The sequence below is a fragment of the Lentzea albida genome (assembly GCF_900111005.1).
GTDB classification, from domain to species: Bacteria; Actinomycetota; Actinomycetes; order Mycobacteriales; family Pseudonocardiaceae; genus Lentzea; species Lentzea albida.
On the sequence record NZ_FOFV01000002.1, the window covers coordinates 251920 to 275669 of the forward strand.

Here is a 23750-nt window from a genome sequence, read left to right on the forward strand (position 1 = left end):
TCCGGACCTCAACCAGACGGTGCCGCCGCCCTAGAGTTGGCCGCCATCACCTGCCGGTTCATCGACGAAGGCGGCATGTATGGCAACCCCTCTGGCCCAGCCCGAAGAGCAGTCCGCGCAGACCGACGCGACCCGCCGCCGCGGCTTCCGCAAGCTGCTGACCGTGGGCCTGATCGGCAGTTCGATCGAGTGGTACGACTTCTTCCTCTACGGCACCGCGGCCGCGCTGGTGTTCCCCAAGGTGTTCTTCCCGCAGTCCTCGGCGCTGACCGGCACGCTGCTCGCGTTCAGCACGTTCTGGGCGGGCTTCGTGGCGCGGCCGGTCGGCGGGGTGCTCGCCGGGCACTTCGGTGACAAGTACGGCCGCAAGCCGGTCGTGGTCACGTGCCTCGCGCTGATGGGCGCGGCGACGTTCCTGATCGGCTGCCTGCCCAGCGCGTCGTCGGTGGGCGCGCTCGCCCCGATCCTGCTGGTGACGCTGCGGTTCCTGCAGGGACTCGCGGCGGGCGGCCAGTGGGGCGGGATCATGTTGCTGCTCACCGAGTCCGCGAGTCCCAAGCGGCGCGGGTTCGCCGGGACGTTCGGGCAGACCAGCGTCTTCGTCGCGGTGATCATCTCGAACCTGATCTTCGTGGCGGCCAGCGGGCTGATGCCGGACGACGCGTTCCTGAGCTGGGGCTGGCGGATCCCGTTCCTCGTCAGCATCGTGATGTTCGGTGTCGTGCTGTACATCCAGTCCAAAGTGGAGGACACGCCGGAGTTCCGCGCGCTGCAGAACGAGGTCGCCCGCCCGGAGCGCGCCGTCGTCCGCGCCCCGCTCGCGCAGGTGATCCGGTCCAAGTGGGGCACGATCCTGCTCGCCTGCGGCATCCTCTCGGCCACCAACAGCCTCTTCTACGTCAGCATCGCCGGGTTGCTCAACTACGGCACGACGTCGCTGAAGCTCGACCGCGACGGGCTGCTCGCCGTCGTGCTGCTCGGGTCCGTGGCGATGCTCGCCGTGCTGCCGTGGGCGGGACACGTCTCCGACCGGATCGGGCGCCGGCCGCTGATCCTCGTCGGCGGTCTCGGCGTGGCGTTGTGGGGCTTCCCGTACTTCGGGCTCGTCAACACCGCGTCACTGCCGCTCATCTTCGTCGCTGTGGTCGTGGGGTTCACCTTCCAGTGCCTCACCTACGGCCCGATCGCGAGCTTCCTCGGCGAGCTGTTCGCGCCCAACGTCCGGTACTCCGGCGCGTCGCTGTCCTACCAGCTCTCCGCGATCATCATCAGCGGTGGCACGCCGTTCCTCATGACGGCGCTCATCGCCGAGACCGGCAGCACGATCCCCGTCGCCGCCTACATCACCCTGATGGGGCTGATCACGTTCGTCAGCGCGTGGTTCCTGCCCGAGACGAACCCGGCCGAGGTCCGCGAGGACCCGCAGGCCGTTCCCGGCACGCACCTCTACCGCTGAAAGGGCTCGGGCGTGAAGACTTTCGTCGTACTGGCGACCTCGGTCCTGCTGCTCGGTGCCGACCCCGCGCTCGCGACCGCGTGGACCGGTGTGCCGGACTGCGCGGCGCTGGACCAGCTGAGGATCCCGGCGTCCGCCCTCAGCCTCCCGACCACGGGCGGCCGCGTCACGGCGGCCGTCCCGACCACCAGTGTCGTGAGTGGACAGACCGTCGAGCACTGCCAGGTCGACGCGGACCTGTACCCCGTCGACCGGTCGGCCCCCGCGATCAAGATGCGGATCTCGCTGCCGCGGACGTGGAACCGCAAGGCGATGATGTTCGGCGGTGGCGGCTACAACGGCACGATCCCGGCCCTCACCGGCAACGTGCCGTTCTCCACCGCGGTGGCCCCCTTGGCGCGGGGGTACGCGGTGTTCGCCAGCGACTCCGGGCACCAGCAGAAGCCGGGCACCGTGCCGTCGCTGGACGGCTCGTTCGGCGTGAACGACGAGGCGCTGCGGAACTTCGCGGCCGGTGACGCGCTGAAGAAGACGCACGACGCGAGCCTGTTCCTGATCCGGCGGGCCTACGGGCGCGGGCCCGCCGGATCGTTCTTCGCCGGCGGGTCGACCGGCGGGCGCGAGGCGCTGATCGTCGCGCAGCGCTGGCCGCGGGCGTTCGACGGCGTGATCTCGGGCTATCCCGCGTGGAACAACCTCGCCGAGGTCCTGTACCTGGGCCACCTCACGCAGGTCCTCGCCCGGCCCGGCGCGTTCCCCGGCCCCGAGAAGCAGACCTTGGTGTACGACAGCGTGATCGCCGCGTGCGACGGGCTGGACGGCGTCACCGACCGGGTCGTCTCGAACCAGCGCGGCTGCCACTTCGACCCCCGTGTCCTGCGTTGCCCCGACGGCGCGGACACGGGTCCCACGTGCCTGCCGGACACGCAGATCGATGCCGTGGCGGCCATGTCGACACCGTTCCGGTGGCCGTACCGGGTCGCGAGCGGCGAGAAGCAGTACCCCGGCTTCCCGTTCCTGTCGGGAGCGGACATGCGGACCCCGTTCCTCGGGTTCGGCACGACCGCGCCGGCCAACCCCATGCCGGCCACCAGCGGGTACGGCATGCAGTACTGGGACCAGTGGGTGAAGCACTTCCTGACCCGCGACCCCGCGTTCAACTCCCTCGACCTCGATCCCGCGCGACCCGGGAGGTGGCTCGACCGGATCAGCGAGCTGTCCACGATCCAGGACCGCAACAACGCCGACCTCCGCCCGTTCGCCCGTGCCGGCGGCAAGCTGATCCTGGTGCACGGCAACGCGGACGAGCTGGTCTCGCACCGTTCGACCAACGACTACTACGAACGCGTGCGCGACCTGCTGGGACCGGAGAAGACGCGCGACTTCCTGCGCTACTACCTGGTGCCGGGCGCGAACCACGCCAACTTCGGCACGCCCGCGTTCGCCGCCGGCTGGGACTCGCTCACCGCGCTCGAACAGTGGGTCGCGAGTGGACGGTCGCCGCGCGACCCCGTGGTGACCGACCTGGCGCACAACCGCACCCGTCCGCTGTGCGAGTACCCGGCCTGGCCCCGGTACCGCTCGGGGGACCAGGACAGCGCGGCGAGCTTCACCTGCGTCACCGCCTGAGGAACTCGTGCACCACCGCGATCAACGCCCTGGTCGCGGCGCTCGGGGCGCGGTCGGCCGGTCGGGCCAGCCCGATCGGCCACCGCAGGTCCGCGCCGGTGACGCGGAGCGTGGCGACGTCCCGGGTGTCGCGCAGGACGTAGCCCGGCAGCAACGCGATGCCGAGACCGTGGCGCACGTAGTCGACCCCGGTGAAGAGGTCCGACATCTCCAGGGTCACGCGCCGGGGGATCGCGCCGGCCGCGAACGCGCGGTCGACGACGGCGCGGTTGCCGTAGCCCAGCGGTGAGTCGATGAAGTCCAGGCCCGCGAGCTCCCCGAGGGACACCTCGGTCCTCGCCGCCAGCGGGTGGTCGTGCGGTACGACCAGGTCCATGACCGAGTGGGTGAGCTCGTCGAGCACGATCCCGGCCGGCACCTCGCCCGGCAGCGACACGAAGGACACGTCGAGCCTGCGGTCCAGCAGCTGTTCGACGAGCCCGATGGAGCCCGTGGTGGCCGCGTTGGTGCGCACCAGCACGCCGGGGTGACGGCGGTGGAACTCACCGAGCAGCGCTGGAAGGTCGACCAGGGTCATCGCGTTCAGCGTGCCGAGCCGGACCGTCCCCGTCAGTCCTCCTCTCACCTGTGCCACGGCGTCCTTCGCCTCGGTCACGGCGTCCAGGACGGCCCGGGCCTTCGGCAGCAACGCCTCCCCCGCGTCGGTCAGCACGACGCGCTGGGAGTTGCGGTCGAGCAGGGTGGCGCCGAGCTCGCGTTCGAGGGTCTTGATCGCGGCCGAGACGGCGGACTGGACGACGTGCACGCGGGCGGCGGCACGCGTGAAGCTGCTCTCCTCCGCGACCGCGACGAAGTACTCCAGCTGACGAACGTCCACAACTGCGAGTATCTCAGAATGTGATGATCCTAAGCTCGAACTTTCGTTGGACGTGATACATCCGGGCGCGCAGGGTGGAGCCATGTCCGTGCTCCTCGACTCACCGGTCACCGACCAGCCCCGCACCAGCAGGCACCACGGCCGCGGTTTCTGGGCCGTGGCCGCGACCTTCCTGGTCGCGATGGCCTACTCGACCGTGCCCGCCCCGCTCTTCCCGCTCTACGTGGCCCGCGAGGGCCTCTCGACGTTCGCGATCACCGTCGTGTTCGCGGCGTTCGCGGTCGGTGTCGTGGTCAGCCTGGTCCTGGCCGGTCACGTGTCCGACCGGGTGGGCCGCAAGACCGTCCTCATCCCGGCGCTGGGACTCGAGATCGTCTCCGCGCTGCTCTTCCTCACCAGCACCTCGCTGCCGGTCCTCGTCGTCGCGCGCGTCGTCAACGGCCTCGGCGTCGGCATGATCACCGCGACCGCCACCGCCTACCTCTTCGACCTGCACACGCGGCACCGTCCGGGGGCGTCGTCCCGCCGGTTCGAGATCGTGTCGACCGCCGCGAACATCGGCGGCCTCGGCGTCGGCGCGCTGGTGTCGGGTGTGCTCGCGCAGTACGTGTCGTCACCGTTGAGCACCCCGTACGTCGTGCTGGCGGTGCTGCTGGCCGTGAGCGTCGCGGCGGTCGCACTCACGCCGGAAACCGTGGTGCGGTCCCGGTTCTCCTACCGCCCGCAGCGGATCAGCGCCGACCACGGCGACCGCGCGGGTTACGTCGCCGCGGCCACCGGGGCGTTCACGGCGTTCGCGGTGTTCGGCGTGTTCACGTCCGTCTCGCCCGGCTTCGTGGCGGGCGAACTGCACCACCCGTCGCGCCTGCTGGCCGGGCTCGTGGTCTTCCTCGTCTTCGGTGGAGCGGCACTCGCCCAGACCGTGACGGGAGGCCTCGCGCCGGGTGTTCGCCGCGCGCTCGGCCTGGGTGGTCAGGCGGTCGGCGTGCTGCTGGTGGTCGCCGGGATGCAGGTGACGAGCTTCCCGGTGTTCCTCGTCGGCGGCGCGGTCGCCGGCATCGGCGCGGGCGTGCAGTTCAAGGCGTCGATCGGGGCCGTGACGGCGATGGCGGCGCCGGAGAAGCGCGGTGAGGCGCTGGCGGGCCTGTTCTTCATCGCCTACCTGGGCTTGAGCGTGCCGTCGCTGTCGATCGGCCTCGCGACGCGCTTCCTCCCGCCGACCGCGGTCATGACGTGGTTCGCCGCGGTCGTGCTCGTGCTGCTGGCCGCGGTGGGCGCACTCACCCGGAAGAGGTAACACCGGCGGCTCCGGCGACGACCTGGCGGACATGAGGTCCTTGATCACCCCAGTGCTCGTCGCCGTGCTCGCGGCCGGTTGCTCCTCGCCGGTGACCGGGTCGGGTTCGTCGACCGGCACGCCCGAGACGACGACCCGGTCGCAGGAGACCACCCAGGCGCCGACGACCACCACCACGTCGGCGAGCAGGACCACCGCGCTGAACGGCGTGTCGCCGGACCAGTACGAGGGCATGCCGTCGCAGTACTGCGACAAGCCCTTCACCGGCGCCCTGGGCAAGCCGATGCTGGCCGTCGTGGTCGAGACGCCGTCGGGGCGGCTGAACTGCGACCAGGCGAGCGCCGTGCTGTTCGACTACTACGCCGAGCGCTCCCAGCCGAACACGGGTCTGCCGCCGATCGAGGTCGGGCCGATGTCGTGCAACCAGGTCCCCGAGGGGATCATGCCGCAGGTCGTGTGCGCCGACGAGGACAACGTCATCTACTCGATGTGGCCGCAGACCTGACGACGCGAACGGGGCAGGCGGGATGACCCACCTGCCCCGTCACGTGCGGAACGTCAGTCCGTGCCGAACTCCATGGCCGCCGCGTCGAGCAGCTCGTCGGCCGCCGAGACCTCACCGCGCGAGGCGATGGCCTCCGCGCCGCCGTCCGGCACGTCGCCGATCAGCTGGGTCGGCTCGGGCTGCGCCGAGATGAGCGCCGACTGCCGCGTGCCGACCATGCCGAGGCCCGCGAAGAGTTCCAGCTTGGCGCGCGAGTCCGCGATGTCGAGGTTGCGCATGGTCAGCTGGCCGATGCGGTCGACCGGACCGAACGCCGAGTCCTCGGTGCGCTCCATCGACAGCTTGTCCGGGTGGTAGCTGAACGCCGGGCCGGACGTGTCGAGGATCGAGTAGTCGTCGCCCCGGCGCAGCCGCAGCGTCACCTCGCCGGTGACCGCGGCGCCGACCCAGCGCTGCAGCGACTCGCGCAGCATCAGCGACTGCGGGTCGAGCCAGCGGCCCTCGTACAGCAACCGGCCGAGCTTGCGGCCCTCGTTGTGGTAGGCCGCGACGGTGTCCTCGTTGTGGATCGCGTTCACGAGGCGGTCGTAGGCGATGTAGAGCAGCGCCATGCCGGGCGCCTCGTAGATGCCGCGGCTCTTGGCCTCGATGATGCGGTTCTCGATCTGGTCGGACATGCCGAGACCGTGGCGGCCGCCGATGGCGTTCGCCTCCAGCACCAGGTCGACGGCGTCGTGGAACTCCTTGCCGTTGATGGTGACCGGGCGGCCCTGGTCGAAGCCGATGGTGACGTCCTCGGTCGCGATCTCGACCGACGGGTCCCAGAACTTGACGCCCATGATCGGCTCGACGATCTCGATGCCCTCGTTGAGCAGCTCGAGCGACTTGGCCTCGTGCGTCGCGCCCCAGATGTTCGCGTCCGTGGAGTACGCCTTCTCGACCGACGAGCGGTACGGCAGGTCACGCTCCAGCAGCCACTCGGACATCTCCTTGCGGCCGCCGAGCTCCGTCACGAACGCGGCGTCGAGCCACGGCTTGTAGATCCGCAGCGACGGGTTCGCGAGCAGGCCGTAGCGGTAGAACCGCTCGATGTCGTTGCCCTTGTAGGTGGAGCCGTCACCCCAGATCTGCACGTCGTCGTCGAGCATGGCGCGCACGAGCATGGTGCCCGTGACGGCCCGCCCGAGCGGCGTCGTGTTGAAGTACGCGCGGCCACCGGAACGGATGTGGAACGCGCCGCAGGCCAGTGCCGCGAGGCCTTCCTCGACGAGCGCGGCACGGCAGTCCACGAGCCGGGCGATCTCGGCACCGTACGTGCCGGCGCGGCCGGGGACCGTCTCGATCTCGGGCTCGTCGTACTGGCCGATGTCCGCGGTGTACGTGCAGGGCACAGCGCCCTTCTCACGCATCCACGCGACCGCGACGGAGGTGTCGAGACCACCGGAGAAGGCGATGCCGACGCGTTCGCCGGCCGGAAGTGAAGTGAGCACCTTGGACACGTTGAGAATTATGCACGACAATGTATGAGCATGCACGTCCGGGTGGCTGTTACTTCCGCCTCAACCCCGTTTCCGCAGGTCGACTAGGCAGGATCGAGCTCGTCCGCCTTCGCCTGCATCCGCTGGACACTGCCCTCGTGCTCGTCGGCACGCATCGCCGTGATGGCGGCGTACAGGTGCGCGCCCACGTACGGGTCTTCCTCCTTGCGTGCGTTGACCTCGCCGAGCGTGGCGTTGTACATGGCGTGCGACATCGCCGCGAGCAACGCGCGCATCTGGGCCGCGACACCCTTCGGCGCGGAGGCGTCGATGATCGGGGTGACCCGTTCCCACACCTCGTCCGGCGGCCCGGGCGGGTAGATCTGGTTGAGCCCGAGCAGGCCGTTCTCCAGCGCGCCCATGACGAGCCAGACCTCACCCCGGTCGTCGGGCAGCAGCCGTCCGACGGCCTCGGCGTCCCGCCGGTGGTACGCGATGGCGAGTCTCAGACCGATGGCCTGGCTGCGGTTCTTGCTGGCGGGTTCTTCGAACCACCACTGCTGTTGCGCGGTCCTCGGGAACATCTCCGCAGTGTGCGGCACTGATCGAGATTTCGCCGAAGGGTTTAGGCAAGCCTAACCAAAGGTGTACTTTGCTGCCATGACGCGCTACTCCGCCTTCGAGCGGTTCACCCTCAAGGCCGCCACGAAGGCCGCCGAGATGATGATGGCCCCCGCGAACCGCCGCGAGGTCTTCGAGCAGTTCGTCATGACCGTCACCGCGGTCACCGAACTCGGCGAGCACATGCGCCGCATCACCTTCCACGCGCCGGAGTTCGCCTCCTACACCGTGACGGGCCCGGACGAGTACTTCGGCCTGATGATCGCCCTCGGCCGCGACCTCGTCCTGCCGCCGGACGACCGCATCAACGTCCGCACGTCGCTGCGCGAGATGCCCGAGGACACGAGGCCGGACCTGCGCTGGTACACGGTCCGCGCACACCGCCCGGACGTGGCCGAGATCGACGTCGACTTCGTCGTGCACGGCGACGCGGGCCCCGGCACCCGCTGGGCCCGCCGCGCCATCGCGGGCGACACAGCGGGCTTCCGCGCCGGCGGCTCGGCCTACCGCCCACCGGCCGAGGGCTCGGTGCTGCTCGTGGCCGACGAGACCGCCCTCCCCGCGCTGGCCGCGATCCTCGAGGCGGAGACGCGCCCCCTGCACGTGTTCGCCGAGGTGCCGGACGAGTCCTACCGGCTCGACCTCGACGTGGAGTGGGTGTACCGCGGTGATGCCGAGCCGGGATCCGCGGTGCTGAAGGCCGTCCAGGGGAAGGCGCTGTCCACTGTGGACTACGCGTGGGCTTGTGGCGAGTCGGCGCTCGCGACCGGGGTGCGCCGGCACCTGACGAAGGACCGCGGGGTGGACCGCAAGGCGATCATGTTCAGCGGGTACTGGAAGGTGGGCTCGGCCCGCGAGTGACGCGGTTTCAGCGGAGCCTGTTCGCGACGGAACGTCACCGCCTCGAAACGACATTCGCCCCCGTTCCGATGACATCACGCGGGCACGGCCCTAGCCTTGTCTGACTCGTGCGCAGGGGGTGGGCCGCTGTGAGGTTGTTCCGTCTGCTCGCCGTGGTCCTCGCGATGTCGGAGAGCGGTCAGCGCCTTCCCGGCGGCGGCCGCTACGAGGCGCGTGATCAGGTCAAGTGCCCGAGATGCGGAGCAAACGCACTCGATCCTTCGTCGCACAGCGCCTTCTGCCCCAGAGACGGGTGGTTCGCCTGGACGCACTGCACGTGCGGTAAATGGTCCTACCGCTTCGACCTGTCCGGCTGGGTCTGCTCGAACAGACACACTGTTCGGTCCCCGCTGTGCCCGATGTGCGGACGTTGGGGCAAGCAGCAGAAGGGCGGTCCGCTCTTCGTGTGCATAGCGAACCGGCAGCACCAGTTCTACCTGCACGATCCGATGGAGTGCGGCAACTGCGGCAGCGGCTACCTGGTCGTCACCGGCGACGGCAGGGCGGCGTACTGCGACGTGTGCCCCGCGAAGGTGAGGAGGGGCGGACGGTGAGCACGGCGGTGGTCGGGACACTCTCATCCGGAGCGGGCAAGGTCGGCCGTTACTTCACGGTCGTCAGCGCCATTCCGGCAGCGCTCTTCTGCGCTTATGTCTACCTCATCGTCGTCGTGGGGTGGTCTGCTCCCTTCCGGTGGTCCGCGCTCGACGAAGCACCGTGGTACGGCATCGTGGTGGCCGGACTGGGTGGGCTGACGCTGGCGCTGTCACTCAACCCGCTGCAGTTCCCGCTGATCCAGTTGTTCGAGGGTTACTGGGGCGGTTCCCCGATCGCTTCCAGACTGGCCGCGATGCGCATTCTCCGCCACCGCCGCCGCTGGTTCGATCTGCGGAACGCCGACGCCTCGAGTCAAGATGCAGTGGCCCGGGACCGTCCACAGGCGCTGGACCTCCGCACGGCTTCGCCCGAACTCGTCCGGGCAGTGGTCGTCGGGTCCGAGAGCCAGCGAGCACTCGGCTCCTATCCCGGTGTCCGGGAGATCCTGCCGACTCGACTGGGAAACGTGCTCCGCAGTTACGAACGGACAGCGGGAAGCGCGTACGGAATCGACCCGCTCGTCGCCGTGCCCAGGTTGGCCATGGTCGCGACCGACAGGGAGATCGCCTACGTCCAGAACCAGCGGGTGCAACTGGAACTCGCACTCCGCACGTCGCTGATGGGTCTGCTGGCCGTCGCCGTGACACTCGTCGTGATGGCGAGACATGGCCTTTGGCTCCTGCTGGCCTTGGCGCCCTACACGGTCGCCTATCTCTCCTACCGCGGCGCGGTGGCCCTCGCTCACGAGTACGGCACGAGCATCACCGTTCTCATCGATCTGAGCAGGACGGAGCTTTACCGCCGCATGGGGGTGAAGCAACCGACGTCGACAGAGGAGGAGCGGCGCAGCAACACCACGCTCATGAAGATCTTCGCCTCCGACGACGAGGCTTCGTTGCCCTACGACGAGGCCGCCCAGGACGCCCAGGCGGCTGCTCAGGTGCAACTCGTCGTGCAGCCGACCCAGAACGACTGACCGCTTCGCTGAGCTACCTGACACCATGCCTCTTGTGGTTCCCAACGACGACTCCGCGGAGCGCGTGCACCCCGAGGGCGTGGCGACGTCACGCCTAGAGCAGTTCACCAGCGAGTTTCCCGAAGCTGACGAGGCTCCCGGTGTTCCGGACGCCACCTCCCGCCCAACCCGCGAGGCGACGACTCGCGGTGTCCAGGACGAGTCGTCACCAAGCGACCGGTCGATGATGTGGATCTGGCCCGCGGTCCTCATCGTGGTGATAGCGGTTTCGGGACAGTTGTTCGGGCCGTTGGGGGTCCTGCTGTCAGGCGTCGGGCTGACCTCGACGATCGTGCTCTTCGCCAGCCGACGCGTGGAAGGCTTCCCGCGGAAGTGGTTGCTGCCCATCATCGTCGCCGTCAGCCTGCTGGTCACCGCGGCCATCCTCGCGGCTCAGTACGGTCTGCTGACCAACCGCCCGGTCGGAGCCTCGTCCACGATCTTCACGCGCGGTGTCCCGTCCGCCGAACAGCTGCGTGAAACGCCATCACCCGGCATCGCGGTGCAAGGGATCAAGCTCGACGACCAGAACCTCCGCGGAGCGCGTCTTCCGGGCGCCAGCGCACCTGGTGCGTCCCTGGAGGACGCGATCCTCGAGGACGCCCGGCTCGCCGGGGCCGACCTCCGGGGAGCCAACCTGCGCGGCGCGAGGCTCAGCGGCGCCGATCTGCGAGGCGTGGACTTCACCGGAGCGGATCTGCGCGGCGCGGTGCTCACCAACACCTGCCTGCGCGGCGCGGACCTCACGGGAGCGGTGACCACCGACCTCGACGCCACCGGTGCGGCGGTGGAGGGAGCCGTCGTCTCCGAAAGCCAGACGAGCGCGGCCAAGGTGTGGCCCACCTCGGCTTCGCCTGTTCCCGGTGCCTGTCCGAGGTGAGTGCCGTCATCGCCGGGCCCTAGGTGAACCGCAGTGGATCACCCACCGCGACCGGGTTGTTAATTTCCCGGTTCGGCAAAGTTTTGGCGAAGTCACTAGACGTGAACGCCGTTCATGTACCACCTTCTGCCTCGCAAGGCCTTCCGCTCCCCTGCACACCGGAGGCTGAAGTTGAGGAAGAAGCTCCTGTCCGCGCTCGCCGGCGCCCTGCTGATCACCGTGCTCGTGCCCGGCGTCGCGCTCGCCGACCCGCCCAGGGCGATCCCCGCGAACTACGAGGAGGCCGACGGCAAGTGGCAGCCGGCCTTCGACTACGACGGCGACGGCTGCTACCCCACCCCGGCGATCTCGCCGACCGGTGACATCGCGCCCGGCCTGAAGAACTCGGGCGCGCTGAACGGCAACTGCCACGACCAGTCCGACCTGGACAACACCAACTCCTACAGCCGCTCCAAGTGCAACAACGGCTGGTGCGCCTACCTGTACGACCTGTACTTCGAGAAGGACCAGGCGGTGCCGCTGATCGACTGCTGCGGTCACCGCCACGACATCGAGCACGTGGTCGTCTGGGTGCAGAACGACGTGGCCCAGTACGTCTCGACGTCGGAGCACGGCAAGTACAAGACCCACCCGCGCGCCAACGTGCAGTGGGAGGGGACCCACCCGAAGATCATCTACCACAAGGACGGCGCCAGCACGCACTGCTTCCGGCTGGCGGGCAACGGCGAGCAGGCCGAGAACCACTACGGGGTCTACCAGTACCCGGACCTGGTCAGCTGGAACCGCTTCCCGGCCGGGGTGCGCGACAAGCTCGTGAACGCGAACTTCGGCAGCGCGTCCCTGGCGATCAAGGACAGCGCGTTCAACTACAACCTGAGCAGCGCGAAGCCCGCCGGGATCCCGTTCGACCCGAACGCCTGATCACTTCGCGACACGGTCGAGCCACTCGGCCAGGAGGACCCGTTCCGCGTGCGACAGCATCTGGGGCGGGTCCTCTTCCAGTGCCGCCTTCAACGCGATCGCGCGGCTCGGGACGTCGGTCGGCTCGTCCGGTGAGGCGTCCTTCGTGATCGCCCTGATCACGTTCTCGCGCGTGAACGCGATCAGGTCCAGGTCGCGGTCCTGCTCCTGCGTCGCGATCAGCGCCAGCACCACGCCGAGGCCGGTTGCGTGCACGAACTGCGCCGCCTGCTCGACCGGGACCGTCAGCCGGCCCGCCGACGCGATGCGGCCGATGATCTCGCGGAGCATCGCGTCCGCCTCCAGCCGCGCCTCGCGCTTGCGCGGCTCGCCGTACATCAGCAGGTAGAACGCGGGCCGCGCCAGGCCGAAGCCGATGTGCAGGTCCCAGCCCCGGCGGAGGTCGTCCACGGGGTCGCCGGTGGCCCCCATCGCCTGCTTCGAGGCGAGGTAGCCCGCGAACCCGTGCGCCGCCACGGCGTCGAGCAGCCCGTCCTTGTCCCCGAAGAGCCGGTACAGCGTGGGCGCCTGCACCCCCGCGGCCGTCGCGACCGCGCGCGTGGAGACCGCTTCCTTGCCGCCCTCGACGAGCAGGTCGGCCGCAGCCTTCACCAGCCGCTCCCTCGTGTCCATGTAACGACGATAACACATCGCTGGTATCGCTGATTCGATATCAGTGATACGTTGATTCAGGTATCAACGGAAACAGCAGCTAGGAGCATTGACATGACTCGCGTTGCGATCGTCACCGGGGGATCGAGGGGTATCGGGCGGGCTGCCGCCGAGCGTCTCGCCGCCGACGGAATGGCCGTCGTGATCGTGTACGCCGGCAACAGGACCGCGGCCGACGAGGCCGTCGAGAAGATCAGGTCGAACGGTGGCCAGGCGGTCGCCGCCCAGGCCGACGTCGGCGACGAGGAGGCCGTGGCCGCCGCGTTCGCGCTGGCCGCGGAGACGTTCGGCGGCGTCGACGTCGTCGTCAACTCCGCCGGCATCATGCCGCTCGGCACCGTCGCGGACATGGACCTCGACACGTTCGACAAGATCATGCGCACCAACGCCCGCGGCACGTTCGTCGTGAACCAGCAGGCCGCGCGGACCCTGCGCGACGGCGGCGCCATCGTCAACGTCTCGTCGTCCGTGGTGGGCCTGCGCTTCCCGCAGTACGGCGCCTACGCGATGTCGAAGGGCGGCGTCGAGGCGCTGACGCTGATCCTGGCCCGCGAGCTGCGCGGCCGCGACATCACCGTGAACACCGTCGCTCCCGGCCCCACGGCCACCGACCTGTTCCTCGACGGCAAGGACCAGGCGACCATCGACACCCTCGCGAAGCAGCCGCCCCTGGAGCGCCTCGGTTCCACGGACGACATCGCCGAGGTCATCTCGTTCCTGGCCGGTCCCGCCCGGTGGATCAACGGCCAGACCATTCGTGCGAACGGAGGCATCATCTGATGGGCCAGGTCATCGTCGTCACGGGCGCGTCGAGCGGGTTCGGCGCACTGGCCGTCCGCAGGCTGGCCCTCGCCGGCCACACGGTCTACGCGGGCATGCGGGAAACGTCGGGGCGCAACGCCTCCGCCGTCGCGGAGCTGGAGTCGTTCGGCGCCGAGAACAAGGCCGACGTGCACGCCGTCGAGCTCGACGTGCAGTCCCAGGAGTCCGCGGACGCCGCCATCGCGTCGATCATCGCCGCGCGGGGGCGCCTGGACGTGGTCGTGCACAACGCGGGCCACATGGTCACCGGTCCCGCCGAGGCGTTCACGCCGGAGCAGTACGCGGCCCTCTACGACGTCAACGTCCTGGGCACCCAGCGCGTGAACCGCGCCGCCCTGCCCCACCTGCGCGGGCAGCGCTCCGGCCACGTCGTGTGGGTCGGCTCCAGCTCGACGCGCGGCGGCACTCCCCCGTACCTCGCGCCGTACTTCGCGGCCAAGGCGGCGATGGACGCCCTCGCGGTCTCCTACCGCGCCGAACTGCTGCGGTTCGGCATCGAGACCACCATCGTCGTGCCGGGCGCGTTCACCCACGGCACCAACCACTTCGCGCACAGCGGCACCCCCGCCGACACGTCCCGCGCCGCGGAGTACGAGGCGCTCTACCCCGGCCTGATGGACCAGGTCGGCGAACGACTGGCGGACCTGGAGCCGTCGTGGGCGGACGTCGGTGCCGTGGCGGACGCGATCGTGGACGTGGTGGGCGCTTCGAAGCCCCCGTTCCGCGTGCACGTCGACCCGTCGTCCGACGGGGCCGAGGTCGTGAACGCGGTGGCGGACCGGGTGCGCGGCGAGTTCCTGCGCCGGGTGGAGCTGGCCGACCTGATCTAGCGGCCGGCCAGGAGCGCGGACGCGGTGAGGAACCGGTACCCGCGCTCCTTGAGGCCGGTGATGATCGGCCTGAGCGCCTGACGGGTCTCGGCCCGGCCCGCGTACATGGGGTGGAGCAGGATGATCGAGCCCGGCGTGGTCTCGGCCAAGGTCCGCTGGGCGATCTCCTGGGCGGTGGGCGTGCCCTCGGAGTCCGGCTCGACGTCCCACATCACGGTCGTGCGGTTGTGCTGCTGCAGGTAACGCGGCAGAGCGAAGAGCTTCTTGCCGTTGGGCGGGCGGAAGTGGATGTCACCGGTGTAGCCCGTGCGGCGGATCTGGGCGTCGGTGTCCTCGACCTCCTTGGCCACCGTGCCGGGAAGCACGCCGATCATGCGCTGGTGGTTGTAGGTGTGGTTGCCGATCTCGTGTCCGGCCTCGGCGATCTGCCTGCCGAGGTCCGGGTGCTTCTCGAGGTCGCGGCCCATGAGGAAGAAGGTGGCCGGAACCTGCTCGGCACTCAGCAGCTCCAGGACCTGCCGGGTGCCGGCCGGGTCGGGGCCGTCGTCGAAGGTGAGGGCGACCAGCTTCTCGTCGGTCTCGACGCGGTCGACCAGGTCACCGAAGAACTGGAAGCTACGGGCACTGGCGACGTTCCACAGGGAGACCGCGACGGTCAGCGTCAGCGTGAGCCCCACCGCCGCGATGATCGTCGGCTTGCGGCGCAACCACTTCATGCGTCCATCATGGCCACGGCGGATTTCCCGGTGCGCAGCACCCCGTCGTCCAGTGGCACGCAGCGGATCCCGCCCCTGCCCCGCAACCCCTTGAAGGCTCCCGGTCCGATCACCTGGTCCATCCACGCGCACGGGTGCGCCGGCCGGTGGACCTCGAACCGCACCGGTCCGTCGCCGCTGTCCAGGCTGAACACGGTCCCCCGCGGCAGCGCGTCCACGTCGAACCCGCGCACCACGACGTTGCGGCGCGCCAGCAACGGGTCCGCGGACCACTCCCGCAGCGACTCGGCCGAGATGAAGGTGACCGCCGCGTTGCGGTGCGCGGGGTGGTTGAAGTAGCGGTCGCCGACGATGCCGAGCCCGGCGCGGACGACGACGTGGTCACGCGAAACAGGTCCGGGATCGGGACGAGGGCCGTCCGACGGACGGCCCTCGAAGGCGTGCACGGGTGAGACGTGCAGCGCGACGATCTCGATCAACGCTCGCCGAGCTGCCACTCCGGCCGCACGTAGTGGCACGTGTAGCCGTTGGGGTAGCGCTCCAGGTAGTCCTGGTGCTCCGGCTCGGCCAGCCAGAAGTCCGACTCCTGCGTGACCTCGGTGACGACCTTGCCCGGCCACTTGCCCGAGGCGTCGACCGCGGCGATGGTCTCCTCCGCGACCTTCTTCTGCACGTCGTCGGTGTAGAAGATCGCCGAGCGGTAGCTGGCGCCGATGTCGTTGCCCTGGCGGTTGCGGGTCGACGGGTCGTGGATCTGGAAGAAGAACTCGAGGATCTGCCGGTAGCTCAGCTTCTCCGGGTCGAACGTGATCTCGATGGCCTCGGCGTGGTTGCCGTGGCGGCGGTACGTGGCGTTCGGCGTGCTCGGGTCGCCGGTGTACCCGACGCGGGTGGAGACGACGCCGGGGTGGCGGCGGAACAGGTCCTGCATGCCCCAGAAACAGCCGCCCGCGAGAACTGCCTTCTCCGTCACTGTGACGCTCCTCTTCTCGGTGTTCACTCAGGAGAACGCTCGGTCTCGACCGAATCATCCCCGTCGGGATGTGACGGAACCCTTACGGACCGGGCCTCGATGACTTCGCCCAGGTAGCGGATGACGACCGCCACGGCCGCGGCGACCGGCACGGAGAAGAACGCTCCCGCGATGCCGTAGAGCGAGGTGCCGGCGGTGACGACGAGCAGGACGACCGCCGCGTGCAGGCGCAGGCTGCGCGACTGCAGGATGGGCTGCAGCACGTTGCCCTCGACCTGCTGCACGACGATGACGATCGCGAGCATGATGATGGCCGTGGTCGGGCCGTTGCTGACCAGGGCGACCAGCACGGCCAGCGCACCGGCGATGAACGCGCCGACGATCGGGACGAACCCGCCGAGGAACGTGAGCGCGGCCAGCGGGACCGCGAGCGGGACGCCCAGGATGATCAGGCCGAGTCCGATGAACACCGCGTCGATCAGCGACACGATCGCCTGGCTGCGGATGAAGCTGCCGAGCGTGACCCAGATCCGCTCCAGCACCGTCGTGACGTGGGCGCCGGCGCGCTCGCCGATCACGCCGCGCACCCACGGCGTGAAGCGCATGCCGTCCTTGACGAAGAAGAACGCCAGCAGCAACGCCACCACGCCGGTGACCAGCCCGGACGTCACCGCGCCCGCCCCGGTCAGCAGCCCGCCCGCGATCGACCCGATGCTGGACTTGAGCTGCTCCACGCCCTGCGAGATGAGCCGGTCGAGGTCGCTGCCCCGCAGGTTGAACGGCGGGCCCGACGCCCAGTCCTGCAGCTGCGTGATCGCCTTCTGCGCGCTCTGCGCGATCTCGGGCACACCGGACGCGATCGACGACGAGATCGCCGCGATCACACCACCCAGCACACCCAGCCCCACGAGCAGCACGATCGTGGCCGACAGCGCCGCGTTCAGGCCCTTCGACATCATCCACCGCGCCGGCGGCCACAGCACCGTCGTGATCAGCAGACCCAGCAGCACGGGCATCACGACCACCCACAGCTTGCCGATCAGCCAGAACACCATCCAGAAGCCGAGCGCGGCCAGCGCCGCCCGCAGGCTCCACCGCGCGAGCCAGCTCACGCCGTGCCCGATGGCCTCACCCTTGTCCGCCCACTTGCGATCCCGTTCCACGCCCACAGTCTGTCGTTACCCCGGCCTGAGGGGTGGCAGACATGCCGTTTCGTTAACCGCGGCCCCAGAACGCGTCCTCCTCCGCCGGGTCGGCCGTGAACAGCCACACCTCGACGACCCTGCCGTCCACGACGCGCATCAGGTCGACGCCGACGCCGTCCATCTCGGCCCCGGACCGCTTGCCGGTCCAGTGCACGGGCGCCGCCACGACCTCGCCGTTCACCATCAACAGGGCGTTGCGCTCCAACGAGAAGGTGCCCTCGGACACGGCCATCATCCCGCCGATCATCGCCCCGACGGCGTCGCTGCCGCGGTGCACGCCCGAGAACTGGTTCTCGCCCGGCTGGTGCCACACCACGTCGTCGGCGAAGTAGGTGGCGACCGTGTCGAAGTCGCCGGCTTCCAAGGCCTCGAAGTAGGCGGTGGCGACGGCGAGCGGGGTGGTCATAGGTCTCTCCTTTGTGTTGCGGTTGACCTATGCTCACGAAAAGTAACCAATTACCTCAACGTAACCATTGGACGGATGTGCGCCATGTCACAGACCATGCCGGACTGGAGCGTGCTCGCGGCCACCTGCCCCTCCCGCACGAGCCTGGCGCGCATCGCGAACAAGTGGACGGCGATGGCGGTGTCGGTGCTGGGCGGCGGACGCACGCGGTTCGGCGACCTGAAAGCGCGGCTCGACGGGATCAGCGGCAAGGTGCTGACCGAGACCCTGCGCGACCTCGAGCGCGACGGGCTCGTCACGCGGCACGTCTTCGCCGAGGTGCCGCCGCGGGTCGAGTACGAGCTGACGGAGCTCGGGTTCACGTTGCACGAGCCGTTGCTCGCACTGTGCCGGTGGGCGGAGGAGCACATCGCCGAGGTGCTCGTGAACCGCGAGAGCTACGACGCCCGTTAGCGCACGACCGGCGCGAGGTGTTCAGGCCGGCGTGAGCACGCCGTCGACGTCCGGCACCAGCGAGCCCCGGACGAGGTTCCGCACGACGGGCAGCCCGGAGAGCCGGAACACCAGGTCGCGCACGGAGATCCGCCACGCCGACGAGGGCGCCATCCAGCCGATGAACCGCCGCCCGAACTCCTGCGTGCGCTCCACGGCGGGCTTCATCCGCGCCTGGTAGCGCGCGAAGGCGCCGTCGAAGCCCGCGGACAGCTCCTCCGCCAGCACGCAGGCGCCGGCCATCGCGAGCGACGCCCCGTGGCCGGCGAACAGCGAGACCGCCCCGCACGCGTCACCGACGAGCACGACCTTGCCGCGATGCCACACCGCCATGTCCACTTGGGACACCTCGTCGTAGTAGACGTCCTGCGGCACGACCGAGAGCAGAGACGGCGTGACCCAGCCGAGGTCGCCGAACCGCGCGCGCAGCGCGGCCGCCGGATCGTCGGGCACCTCCGCCGACGGTGCCCGGCACAGCATCAGCGCGGCCGTCGCGCCGTCCCGCACGGCGTAGCAGCCGATCATCCGGTGCGGCACCGTCAGCATCTGGTACCGGTACCCGATCCGCGCGCTCAGAGCGGCGTCCCGCACCGAGAACGCCGCCACGTGGTGCCCGAGGTACCGCACGAACGACGGCCCGAACACCAGCTCCCGCACCCGCGAGTGGACGCCGTCCGCGCCCACCACGAGGTCGAACTCGCCGGAAGTCCCGTCCGAGAACGTCACCAGTCCGTCGTCCACGACTGAAACCGTTGTGCCGTAACGGACAGGGGCGTGCACGTCGTCCCGGATCGCCGAGGCCAGGTCACCGCGCAGCAGGCTGATCACCCCGTCCGCGACCGCCTCGTACGCGGCCGTGGAGATCTCACTTCGCCGACGCCCGCGCGAGTCCACGCTCGTCACCGACGAGATCGGCGCGCGCCACCGCTCCAGCGCGGGCAGCAGGCCCATCCGCCGCGCCACCTCGTGACCCGGCCCGAAGAAGTCGATCATGTAGCCGCCCTCGCGGAACGACGACGCCTTCTCCACGACGCGGACGTCCCAGCCGGCGCGCCCCAGCCACCACGCGGTGGTGAGCCCGGCGATCCCCGCTCCGACGATCAACGCTCTCTGTTGGGCGTTCGACTTAGGCATACGCCCAATCTAGCAGCACGGTCGCTGTGATCGGCGGAATCGTCGCGAACCTCGCTGGTCAGCCCGTGACGAGACGCCGGAAGGGGCCCGCGACCGCGCGGGGGTCGACCGACGGGTCCAGCGCGCGGTGCAGCACCAGCCCGTCGAGGGCGGCGCTCAGCAGCAACGCCACCGCGTCGGCGTCTCGGACGCCCGACGCCCGCAGCCAGTCGGCGACCCGCGCCCGGAAGTCCGCGACCAGCGCCGCCAGGCCTTCCCGCAGCTCCGGCAGCCGGTGCGCGGCGAGGAACGCCTCGGTCAGCAGCAACGACTCCGGATCCGTGCCGGTGAAGCGGGACAGGTCCGCGAAGACCCGCTCGACGCCCTCCGCCGGCGGCGTCTCCCGCAGCGCGTCCGCCGACTCGGCCAGGATCCGGGTCGCGTGCTGCAGCGCGGCCGTCGCCAGCAGCTCGGACACCGACGAGAAGTGGTAGTGCACGAGGGCCGCGTTGACACCCGCCCGTTCCGCGACCAGCCGCGTGGTCACGGCGCCCCAGCCGACCTCGCCCACGAGCGCGGCGGCGGCGTCGATCAGTTGTTCACGGGTGCGGCGGCCGCGGTCGGCTGAGTTGGGCACGCGCTCAACCTAACTCGCGGCCCTCGTCGAGCACCTCGGGCGGTCAGCGGGCGCCCAGCGAGTCCACGATCTTCGTGGTCACCGCCGACGAACTGCGGACGGTCCCCTTCTCGAGTCCGCCCTCCTCCGGTGGGAGGTCTTCGGCGACCGTCGCCCGGCTGCCGATGTAGTCCCCGTTGTCCGGGTCGACGATGATCTCGGTGAAGTCGTCGAAGTGCTTCAGGCCGAGCGCGACGCCTTCCTTGCCGTCGAGGTTGGCCTTCCTGTCGGTGACGACCAGGCCGGGCAGCAGCGCGAGCGCGCGGAAGATCGTCGCCCTCACCTCGGCCGGGTACTGCCCCGAGTTCAACGCGGCCCCCGCCTGCACCAGCGCTCCCGCGTCCCCGGCCTGCCCGGCCTCCCGCAGCCTGGCCAGCATCGCGGCCGGGTCCTTCGGCAGCGCCGCGACGAACTCCGGCGTCGGGTTGTGGAACGAGCCGTCGGTGCAGCGGTCCGGCTGCCCCTCGGCGTAGTAGGAGTACTTGCCGCACTTGCCGCGGAACTCCTGGCCGTCCTTGAACGACGTGCCGGCGTCAGGCCGCCCCTGCCCTTCGTGGCCTTCCAGCCACCTCACCGAGTTGATCTGGTTGCGGAACATCCACTCGTCGCGCCGGTCGGCGGGAACCCACTCCTCCTGGGTCAGGTCGGTGGCACTGGCCTTGCCGCCGTCCCCCTCCACGGTGATGCCCTCGTACCGGCTGCGCACGTAGCGGAACTGGCCGGGCGCGAGCGGGCGTTCGACGACGCGGGCGGCCAGGTCGGCGGCCCTGACGAGCTGCTCGGCGGCGGTCGCGGAGGTGCCGCCGAAGTCGGCGGTCGAGGCGGCGAGGGCCGCTCCCGTCAGGACGGTGACGGCGGCCGCGGCGGCGAGCCAGCGGGTGCGACGGGGCTTGTGCTCCGCCGGTCGCGCGGCGCGGTCCTCCAGCGCGGCGGCCAGGGCGGCCCTGCCGGCGGCCACGTCGAACTCGACGGGCTCGTCACCGGCGCGCGACAGCGCGGCGTCGAGCACGCGGTCGAGGGTGTCGGACTGGGACTCAGGCATGGCTGTCCTCCTTGAAGTCGTGGTCGGTCGCCGCGAGGCGGGTGCGCAGCCGTGCCCGGCCGCGGTGCAGGCGGGTGCGCACGGTGGCCACCGGGACGTCGAGCGCCACGGCGATCTCGGCGGGCGTGAAGTCGGCCCACGCGTGCAGCAGCAGCACCTCGCGTTCCTCGACGCGCAGTTCGGCGAGCCAGGCGGTGAGCGGCCCGGCGAGCGTGCCGGCGTCGGCCGCGGCGCTGGCCCGGTCACCGATGTCGGCCTCGTCGGTGCGGGCCGCGTGCTCCTTGCTCCACGCCCGCAGCTTGCGCTCCTCGGCGCGGACGTGGCCGCGCAACAGGTTCGTCGCCACGCCGTAGAGCCAGGCGCGGACGGCGTCGGCGTCGTAGGCCTGGCCCGCCCGCTGGTCCCACAGCACGAGGAACGCCTCGGAGACCACGTCCTGCGCGGTGTCGGCACCGACCCGCCGAGCCACGTAGCGGTGCAGCCGCTCGGCCGTCGATTCGTAGAGGTCGAGCAACGCGGCCTCGTCCAGCACGGCCGGCGCCTCCTCTGGTGTCAGCGCCACGGGCGCCTCTCGGGTTCGCACGGACCTACCTGGTCGCAGCCCGCAGGAGCGTTCCCGGCGTGTGCTCACGGCCACATCGTGGGTCAGCCGGTCAGATCTCGCGCGGGAACGGGTGGCGGGCGGCGAACTCGGAGGCGGTCATCCCGAACGGGACCACTGCGCTCGCCGAACATGTACGTCAGCGGCAACCGCACCACTTCGGTCGTGCAACCGCGTCCTTTGTGGAGGGTGCCGATCGCGATCCCGCAGGAGAACCGGCCCGCGCGGTGGCCGATCGCGTCCTGCTCCCCCAACGCTGTCGCCCGTGTTCTCGTCGAACCGGTGGAAGGCCTCCCAGTCCTCCGGTTCGACGCCGCGCAGCCGGACGAGTTCTCCTACCCGGGCGGACGTCATCTCATGATCGAACGACCACCCGATCGTGTCTGGCAAGCGGATTACTACTATCGCCGGATGACCGCCTACGACGATCTCGAGCTCGACACGACGGTGCTGCCGGAACGCCAGCAGAAGATCCTCGTCGCCATCCGCGACTGGGTCGTCGAGCACGGCTACTCCCCCAGCACCCGCGAGATCGGCGAGGCGGTCGGCCTGAAGTCGTCGTCGAGCGTCTCGAAGCACCTGGCCGCGTTGGAGGACAGGGGTTTCCTCAAGCGCGGCGGCTCGGTGACGCGTCCGATGGACGTGCGGGTGTTCCTGAGCGGCGCGCCCGTCGTGCCGGGTCAGGCCTCGGAGGACTCGATCTCGGTGCCCGTCGTCGGTGACATCGCCGCCGGCGCGCCGATCTCCGCCATCGAGCACGTGGACGAGGTGCTGCACCTGCCGCGCGGGCTGGTCGGCCGCGGCAGCAACGTGTTCGCGCTGCGCGTGCGCGGCGACTCGATGATCGACGCCGCGATCTGCGACGGCGACACGGTCGTCGTCCGGCAGACGCACGAGGCGTACAACGGGCAGATCGTCGCCGCCATGATCGAGGAGGAGGCGACCGTCAAGGTGTACCAGCGCAAGGACGGCCACGTGTACCTCGAGCCGCGCAACGCGGCGTACCCCGTGATCGACGGCGACAAGGCCGTCATCCTCGGCATCGTCGTGTCGGTGCTGCGCAGCGTTTAGAGGACACCCCAGTCGCGTGACCCGAGGTGCTCCACGACGGCGTCGGTCGCCGCCGTGGTCGCGCCCCGGGTGACGACGTAGAGGGTGTTGAGCGGCGGGACCTCCGGGTGGTGCAGCTGCTCGACGGACCCCGCCGCGAGCGCGGGTTCGGCGAGGTAGCGCGGCAGGGCCGAGACGCCCGCCCCGGCGATCACGGCCGCCAGCACCGCGCGCAGGTCCGGCACGGTGATCGTGGGAGCGTTCCTCGGACGTCTGCCGAACTCGCTGCGCCAGTAGCGGCGGACGATCGGCAGGTCACCGGAGTAGGCGACGAGCGGCAGGTGTTCGAGGGCGCGCGCCGGGTCGTCCTCCAGCAGGTCCCGGTCCACGGTCCTGGCCAGCAGCGGCGCGCCGACCAGCAGGAACTCCTCGTCGGTCAGCGGTGTCGCGGTGAACCCGGCGGCCGGGCGGACCGAGGACAGGACCACGTCGAGCTTGGCGGCCCTGAGGTCGGCGAGCAGGTCGTCGGCCAGGCCGAACGCGACCTCGAGCCGCAGGCCCCTGCGCGTGAGCGGCGCGAGCGCGGGCAGGCCCCTGACGGTCATGAACTCCGCCGCTCCCCCGATCCTGACGACGCCGTCGAGCGCCGGTTCGGGGTCGAGCGCGCTGGTGAGCTGGTCGAGGTGCGGACCGACCCTGCGGGCCAGGTCGTCGGCACGGGGTGTGGGCGTGACCCCGCGGCTGGTGCGCACGAACAACGTCGTCCCGAGCTGCTTCTCCAGCTTGGCGAGCTGACCGCTGACCGCCGGCTGGGTGAGGCCGCGCCGCGACGCCGCGCTGGTCAGCGAGCCGCCCCGGTAGATTTCCAGGAACGTCACCAGCAGGTCCAGGTCCGTCAAGCTCGAAGCCATAACTCAGCTTATAGCCCATGACTCGG

Annotated in this window: 27 protein-coding genes; 13 read left to right on the top strand and 14 right to left on the bottom strand. The window is 70.2% G+C overall.

Annotated features, from left to right (window positions below; all coding sequences use genetic code 11):
- Nucleotides 1-79 precede the first annotated feature (79 nt).
- A complete protein-coding gene (locus BMY74_RS06520) occupies nucleotides 80-1456 on the top strand; it encodes an MFS transporter (RefSeq protein ID WP_089911156.1) in 1377 nt (458 codons plus the stop codon).
- A gap of 12 nt (nucleotides 1457-1468) precedes the next feature.
- Nucleotides 1469-3085, top strand: a complete 1617-nt coding sequence (locus BMY74_RS06525) for a tannase/feruloyl esterase family alpha/beta hydrolase (RefSeq protein ID WP_245785941.1) — start codon at nucleotides 1469-1471, stop codon at nucleotides 3083-3085.
- Here BMY74_RS06525 and BMY74_RS06530 read toward each other — a convergent pair.
- Nucleotides 3075-3962, bottom strand: coding sequence for a LysR family transcriptional regulator (locus BMY74_RS06530; protein WP_089911159.1), 888 nt, complete (start codon nucleotides 3960-3962; stop codon nucleotides 3075-3077). The two genes, BMY74_RS06525 and BMY74_RS06530, sit on opposite strands and share 11 nt — an antisense overlap.
- An 82-nt stretch (nucleotides 3963-4044) precedes the next feature.
- Here BMY74_RS06530 and BMY74_RS06535 point away from each other — a divergent pair, with 82 nt between their 5' ends.
- Nucleotides 4045-5259, top strand: coding sequence for an MFS transporter (locus BMY74_RS06535; protein WP_089911162.1), 1215 nt, complete (start codon nucleotides 4045-4047; stop codon nucleotides 5257-5259).
- 31 nt (nucleotides 5260-5290) lie between these two features.
- Complete coding sequence (locus tag BMY74_RS06540) at nucleotides 5291-5764, top strand: hypothetical protein (protein WP_143091467.1); 474 nt, start codon at nucleotides 5291-5293, stop codon at nucleotides 5762-5764.
- Between the two features lie 53 nt (nucleotides 5765-5817).
- Here BMY74_RS06540 and argG read toward each other — a convergent pair whose 3' ends face one another.
- Together argG and BMY74_RS06550 are read right to left on the bottom strand one after the other, a co-directional pair.
- A complete protein-coding gene (argG, locus tag BMY74_RS06545) occupies nucleotides 5818-7263 on the bottom strand; it encodes an argininosuccinate synthase (RefSeq protein ID WP_089911168.1) in 1446 nt (481 codons plus the stop codon).
- 83 nt (nucleotides 7264-7346) lie between these two features.
- Entirely contained in the window at nucleotides 7347-7826 is a 480-nt protein-coding gene (locus tag BMY74_RS06550) for a hypothetical protein (protein WP_089911171.1), read from the bottom strand.
- Nucleotides 7827-7902: 76 nt separating this feature from the next.
- Here BMY74_RS06550 and BMY74_RS06555 point away from each other — a divergent pair, with 76 nt between their 5' ends.
- The 5 genes from BMY74_RS06555 to BMY74_RS06575 all read left to right on the top strand — a co-directional run bounded on the left by BMY74_RS06555 (nucleotide 7903) and on the right by BMY74_RS06575 (nucleotide 12176).
- Complete coding sequence (locus BMY74_RS06555) at nucleotides 7903-8724, top strand: siderophore-interacting protein (RefSeq protein ID WP_218159537.1); 822 nt, start codon at nucleotides 7903-7905, stop codon at nucleotides 8722-8724.
- 398 nt (nucleotides 8725-9122) lie between these two features.
- Nucleotides 9123-9317 carry a hypothetical protein gene (locus tag BMY74_RS06560; RefSeq protein ID WP_089911173.1) on the top strand — a complete coding sequence of 65 codons (195 nt, stop codon included), beginning with the start codon at nucleotides 9123-9125 and terminating at the stop codon, nucleotides 9315-9317.
- Nucleotides 9314-10336 (top strand): hypothetical protein, encoded by a 1023-nt coding sequence (locus BMY74_RS06565; protein ID WP_089911176.1) that lies wholly within the window; start codon nucleotides 9314-9316, stop codon nucleotides 10334-10336. Before BMY74_RS06560 ends, BMY74_RS06565 begins: the two co-directional genes overlap by 4 nt.
- 25 nt (nucleotides 10337-10361) lie before the next feature.
- Entirely contained in the window at nucleotides 10362-11255 is an 894-nt protein-coding gene (locus tag BMY74_RS06570; protein WP_245785942.1) for a pentapeptide repeat-containing protein, read from the top strand.
- 171 nt (nucleotides 11256-11426) lie between these two features.
- The gene (locus BMY74_RS06575; protein WP_245785943.1) at nucleotides 11427-12176 is read left to right on the top strand and encodes an NPP1 family protein; all 750 of its coding nucleotides are present in this window, start codon (nucleotides 11427-11429) and stop codon (nucleotides 12174-12176) included.
- Here BMY74_RS06575 and BMY74_RS06580 read toward each other — a convergent pair whose 3' ends face one another.
- Nucleotides 12177-12848 carry a TetR/AcrR family transcriptional regulator gene (locus BMY74_RS06580; RefSeq protein WP_089911180.1) on the bottom strand — a complete coding sequence of 224 codons (672 nt, stop codon included), beginning with the start codon at nucleotides 12846-12848 and terminating at the stop codon, nucleotides 12177-12179.
- A 93-nt stretch (nucleotides 12849-12941) separates the two neighbouring features.
- Here BMY74_RS06580 and BMY74_RS06585 point away from each other — a divergent pair, with 93 nt between their 5' ends.
- A complete protein-coding gene (locus BMY74_RS06585; RefSeq protein WP_089911183.1) occupies nucleotides 12942-13667 on the top strand; it encodes an SDR family oxidoreductase in 726 nt (241 codons plus the stop codon).
- On the top strand, nucleotides 13667-14539 hold the full coding sequence (locus tag BMY74_RS06590; protein ID WP_218159538.1) for an SDR family NAD(P)-dependent oxidoreductase: 873 nt from the start codon (nucleotides 13667-13669) through the stop codon (nucleotides 14537-14539). Before BMY74_RS06585 ends, BMY74_RS06590 begins: the two co-directional genes overlap by 1 nt.
- Here the strand turns inward: BMY74_RS06590 and BMY74_RS06595 are convergent.
- From BMY74_RS06595 to BMY74_RS06615, 5 genes are read right to left on the bottom strand one after another with little or no spacing between them, the layout of a single operon-like run.
- A complete protein-coding gene (locus BMY74_RS06595) occupies nucleotides 14536-15255 on the bottom strand; it encodes a polysaccharide deacetylase family protein (protein WP_089911186.1) in 720 nt (239 codons plus the stop codon). The two genes, BMY74_RS06590 and BMY74_RS06595, sit on opposite strands and share 4 nt — an antisense overlap.
- Nucleotides 15252-15752 (bottom strand): MOSC domain-containing protein, encoded by a 501-nt coding sequence (locus BMY74_RS06600; protein ID WP_089911189.1) that lies wholly within the window; start codon nucleotides 15750-15752, stop codon nucleotides 15252-15254. The genes BMY74_RS06595 and BMY74_RS06600 overlap by 4 nt, the downstream gene beginning before the upstream one ends.
- Entirely contained in the window at nucleotides 15731-16228 is a 498-nt protein-coding gene (gene msrA, locus BMY74_RS06605) for a peptide-methionine (S)-S-oxide reductase MsrA (RefSeq protein ID WP_089912529.1), read from the bottom strand. Before msrA ends, BMY74_RS06600 begins: the two co-directional genes overlap by 22 nt.
- Nucleotides 16229-16251: 23 nt before the next feature.
- Nucleotides 16252-17391: an AI-2E family transporter gene (locus tag BMY74_RS06610; RefSeq protein ID WP_089912532.1), complete on the bottom strand. Its 1140-nt coding sequence runs from the start codon at nucleotides 17389-17391 to the stop codon at nucleotides 16252-16254.
- Nucleotides 17392-17443: 52 nt separating this feature from the next.
- Nucleotides 17444-17839 (bottom strand): nuclear transport factor 2 family protein, encoded by a 396-nt coding sequence (locus BMY74_RS06615; RefSeq protein WP_089911194.1) that lies wholly within the window; start codon nucleotides 17837-17839, stop codon nucleotides 17444-17446.
- An 84-nt stretch (nucleotides 17840-17923) separates the two neighbouring features.
- On the opposite strand from BMY74_RS06615, the gene BMY74_RS06620 reads away from it, so the two are divergent.
- Nucleotides 17924-18292, top strand: coding sequence for a winged helix-turn-helix transcriptional regulator (locus BMY74_RS06620; protein ID WP_089912535.1), 369 nt, complete (start codon nucleotides 17924-17926; stop codon nucleotides 18290-18292).
- A 21-nt stretch (nucleotides 18293-18313) separates the two neighbouring features.
- Here the strand turns inward: BMY74_RS06620 and BMY74_RS06625 are convergent, their stop codons facing one another.
- From BMY74_RS06625 to BMY74_RS06640, 4 genes are read right to left on the bottom strand one after another with little or no spacing between them, the layout of a single operon-like run.
- The gene (locus BMY74_RS06625; protein ID WP_089911196.1) at nucleotides 18314-19465 is read right to left on the bottom strand and encodes an FAD-dependent oxidoreductase; all 1152 of its coding nucleotides are present in this window, start codon (nucleotides 19463-19465) and stop codon (nucleotides 18314-18316) included.
- A 58-nt stretch (nucleotides 19466-19523) separates the two neighbouring features.
- Nucleotides 19524-20081: a TetR/AcrR family transcriptional regulator gene (locus BMY74_RS06630; RefSeq protein WP_089911198.1), complete on the bottom strand. Its 558-nt coding sequence runs from the start codon at nucleotides 20079-20081 to the stop codon at nucleotides 19524-19526.
- Between the two features lie 43 nt (nucleotides 20082-20124).
- Nucleotides 20125-21162 carry a CU044_5270 family protein gene (locus BMY74_RS06635; protein WP_089911201.1) on the bottom strand — a complete coding sequence of 346 codons (1038 nt, stop codon included), beginning with the start codon at nucleotides 21160-21162 and terminating at the stop codon, nucleotides 20125-20127.
- Nucleotides 21155-21745, bottom strand: coding sequence for an RNA polymerase sigma factor (locus tag BMY74_RS06640; protein WP_177229606.1), 591 nt, complete (start codon nucleotides 21743-21745; stop codon nucleotides 21155-21157). Before BMY74_RS06640 ends, BMY74_RS06635 begins: the two co-directional genes overlap by 8 nt.
- 429 nt (nucleotides 21746-22174) lie before the next feature.
- On the opposite strand from BMY74_RS06640, the gene lexA reads away from it, so the two are divergent.
- On the top strand, nucleotides 22175-22834 hold the full coding sequence (lexA, locus tag BMY74_RS06645; RefSeq protein ID WP_089912538.1) for a transcriptional repressor LexA: 660 nt from the start codon (nucleotides 22175-22177) through the stop codon (nucleotides 22832-22834).
- On the opposite strand, the gene BMY74_RS06650 is transcribed toward lexA, so the two are convergent.
- A complete protein-coding gene (locus BMY74_RS06650; RefSeq protein WP_245785944.1) occupies nucleotides 22831-23724 on the bottom strand; it encodes a LysR family transcriptional regulator in 894 nt (297 codons plus the stop codon). The two genes, lexA and BMY74_RS06650, sit on opposite strands and share 4 nt — an antisense overlap.
- Nucleotides 23725-23750 lie beyond the last annotated feature (26 nt).

Bases quoted from the DNA above. Each gene is read 5' to 3' on its own strand.
- BMY74_RS06595 (WP_089911186.1), bottom strand. From the start codon at position 15,255: ATGAAGTGGTTGCGCCGCAAGCCGACGATCATCGCGGCGGTGGGGCTC.
- BMY74_RS06650 (WP_245785944.1), bottom strand. From the start codon at position 23,724: ATGGCTTCGAGCTTGACGGACCTGGACCTGCTGGTGACGTTCCTGGAA.
- BMY74_RS06585 (WP_089911183.1), top strand. From the start codon at position 12,942: ATGACTCGCGTTGCGATCGTCACCGGGGGATCGAGGGGTATCGGGCGG.
- BMY74_RS06635 (WP_089911201.1), bottom strand. From the start codon at position 21,162: ATGCCTGAGTCCCAGTCCGACACCCTCGACCGCGTGCTCGACGCCGCG.
- BMY74_RS06625 (WP_089911196.1), bottom strand. From the start codon at position 19,465: ATGCCTAAGTCGAACGCCCAACAGAGAGCGTTGATCGTCGGAGCGGGG.
- BMY74_RS06620 (WP_089912535.1), top strand. From the start codon at position 17,924: ATGTCACAGACCATGCCGGACTGGAGCGTGCTCGCGGCCACCTGCCCC.
- BMY74_RS06540 (WP_143091467.1), top strand. From the start codon at position 5,291: ATGAGGTCCTTGATCACCCCAGTGCTCGTCGCCGTGCTCGCGGCCGGT.
- BMY74_RS06570 (WP_245785942.1), top strand. From the start codon at position 10,362: ATGCCTCTTGTGGTTCCCAACGACGACTCCGCGGAGCGCGTGCACCCC.
- BMY74_RS06535 (WP_089911162.1), top strand. From the start codon at position 4,045: ATGTCCGTGCTCCTCGACTCACCGGTCACCGACCAGCCCCGCACCAGC.
- BMY74_RS06590 (WP_218159538.1), top strand. From the start codon at position 13,667: ATGGGCCAGGTCATCGTCGTCACGGGCGCGTCGAGCGGGTTCGGCGCA.
- BMY74_RS06550 (WP_089911171.1), bottom strand. From the start codon at position 7,826: ATGTTCCCGAGGACCGCGCAACAGCAGTGGTGGTTCGAAGAACCCGCC.
- lexA (WP_089912538.1), top strand. From the start codon at position 22,175: ATGACCGCCTACGACGATCTCGAGCTCGACACGACGGTGCTGCCGGAA.
- BMY74_RS06520 (WP_089911156.1), top strand. From the start codon at position 80: ATGGCAACCCCTCTGGCCCAGCCCGAAGAGCAGTCCGCGCAGACCGAC.
- BMY74_RS06615 (WP_089911194.1), bottom strand. From the start codon at position 17,839: ATGACCACCCCGCTCGCCGTCGCCACCGCCTACTTCGAGGCCTTGGAA.
- BMY74_RS06555 (WP_218159537.1), top strand. From the start codon at position 7,903: ATGACGCGCTACTCCGCCTTCGAGCGGTTCACCCTCAAGGCCGCCACG.
- BMY74_RS06580 (WP_089911180.1), bottom strand. From the start codon at position 12,848: ATGGACACGAGGGAGCGGCTGGTGAAGGCTGCGGCCGACCTGCTCGTC.
- BMY74_RS06560 (WP_089911173.1), top strand. From the start codon at position 9,123: ATGTGCGGACGTTGGGGCAAGCAGCAGAAGGGCGGTCCGCTCTTCGTG.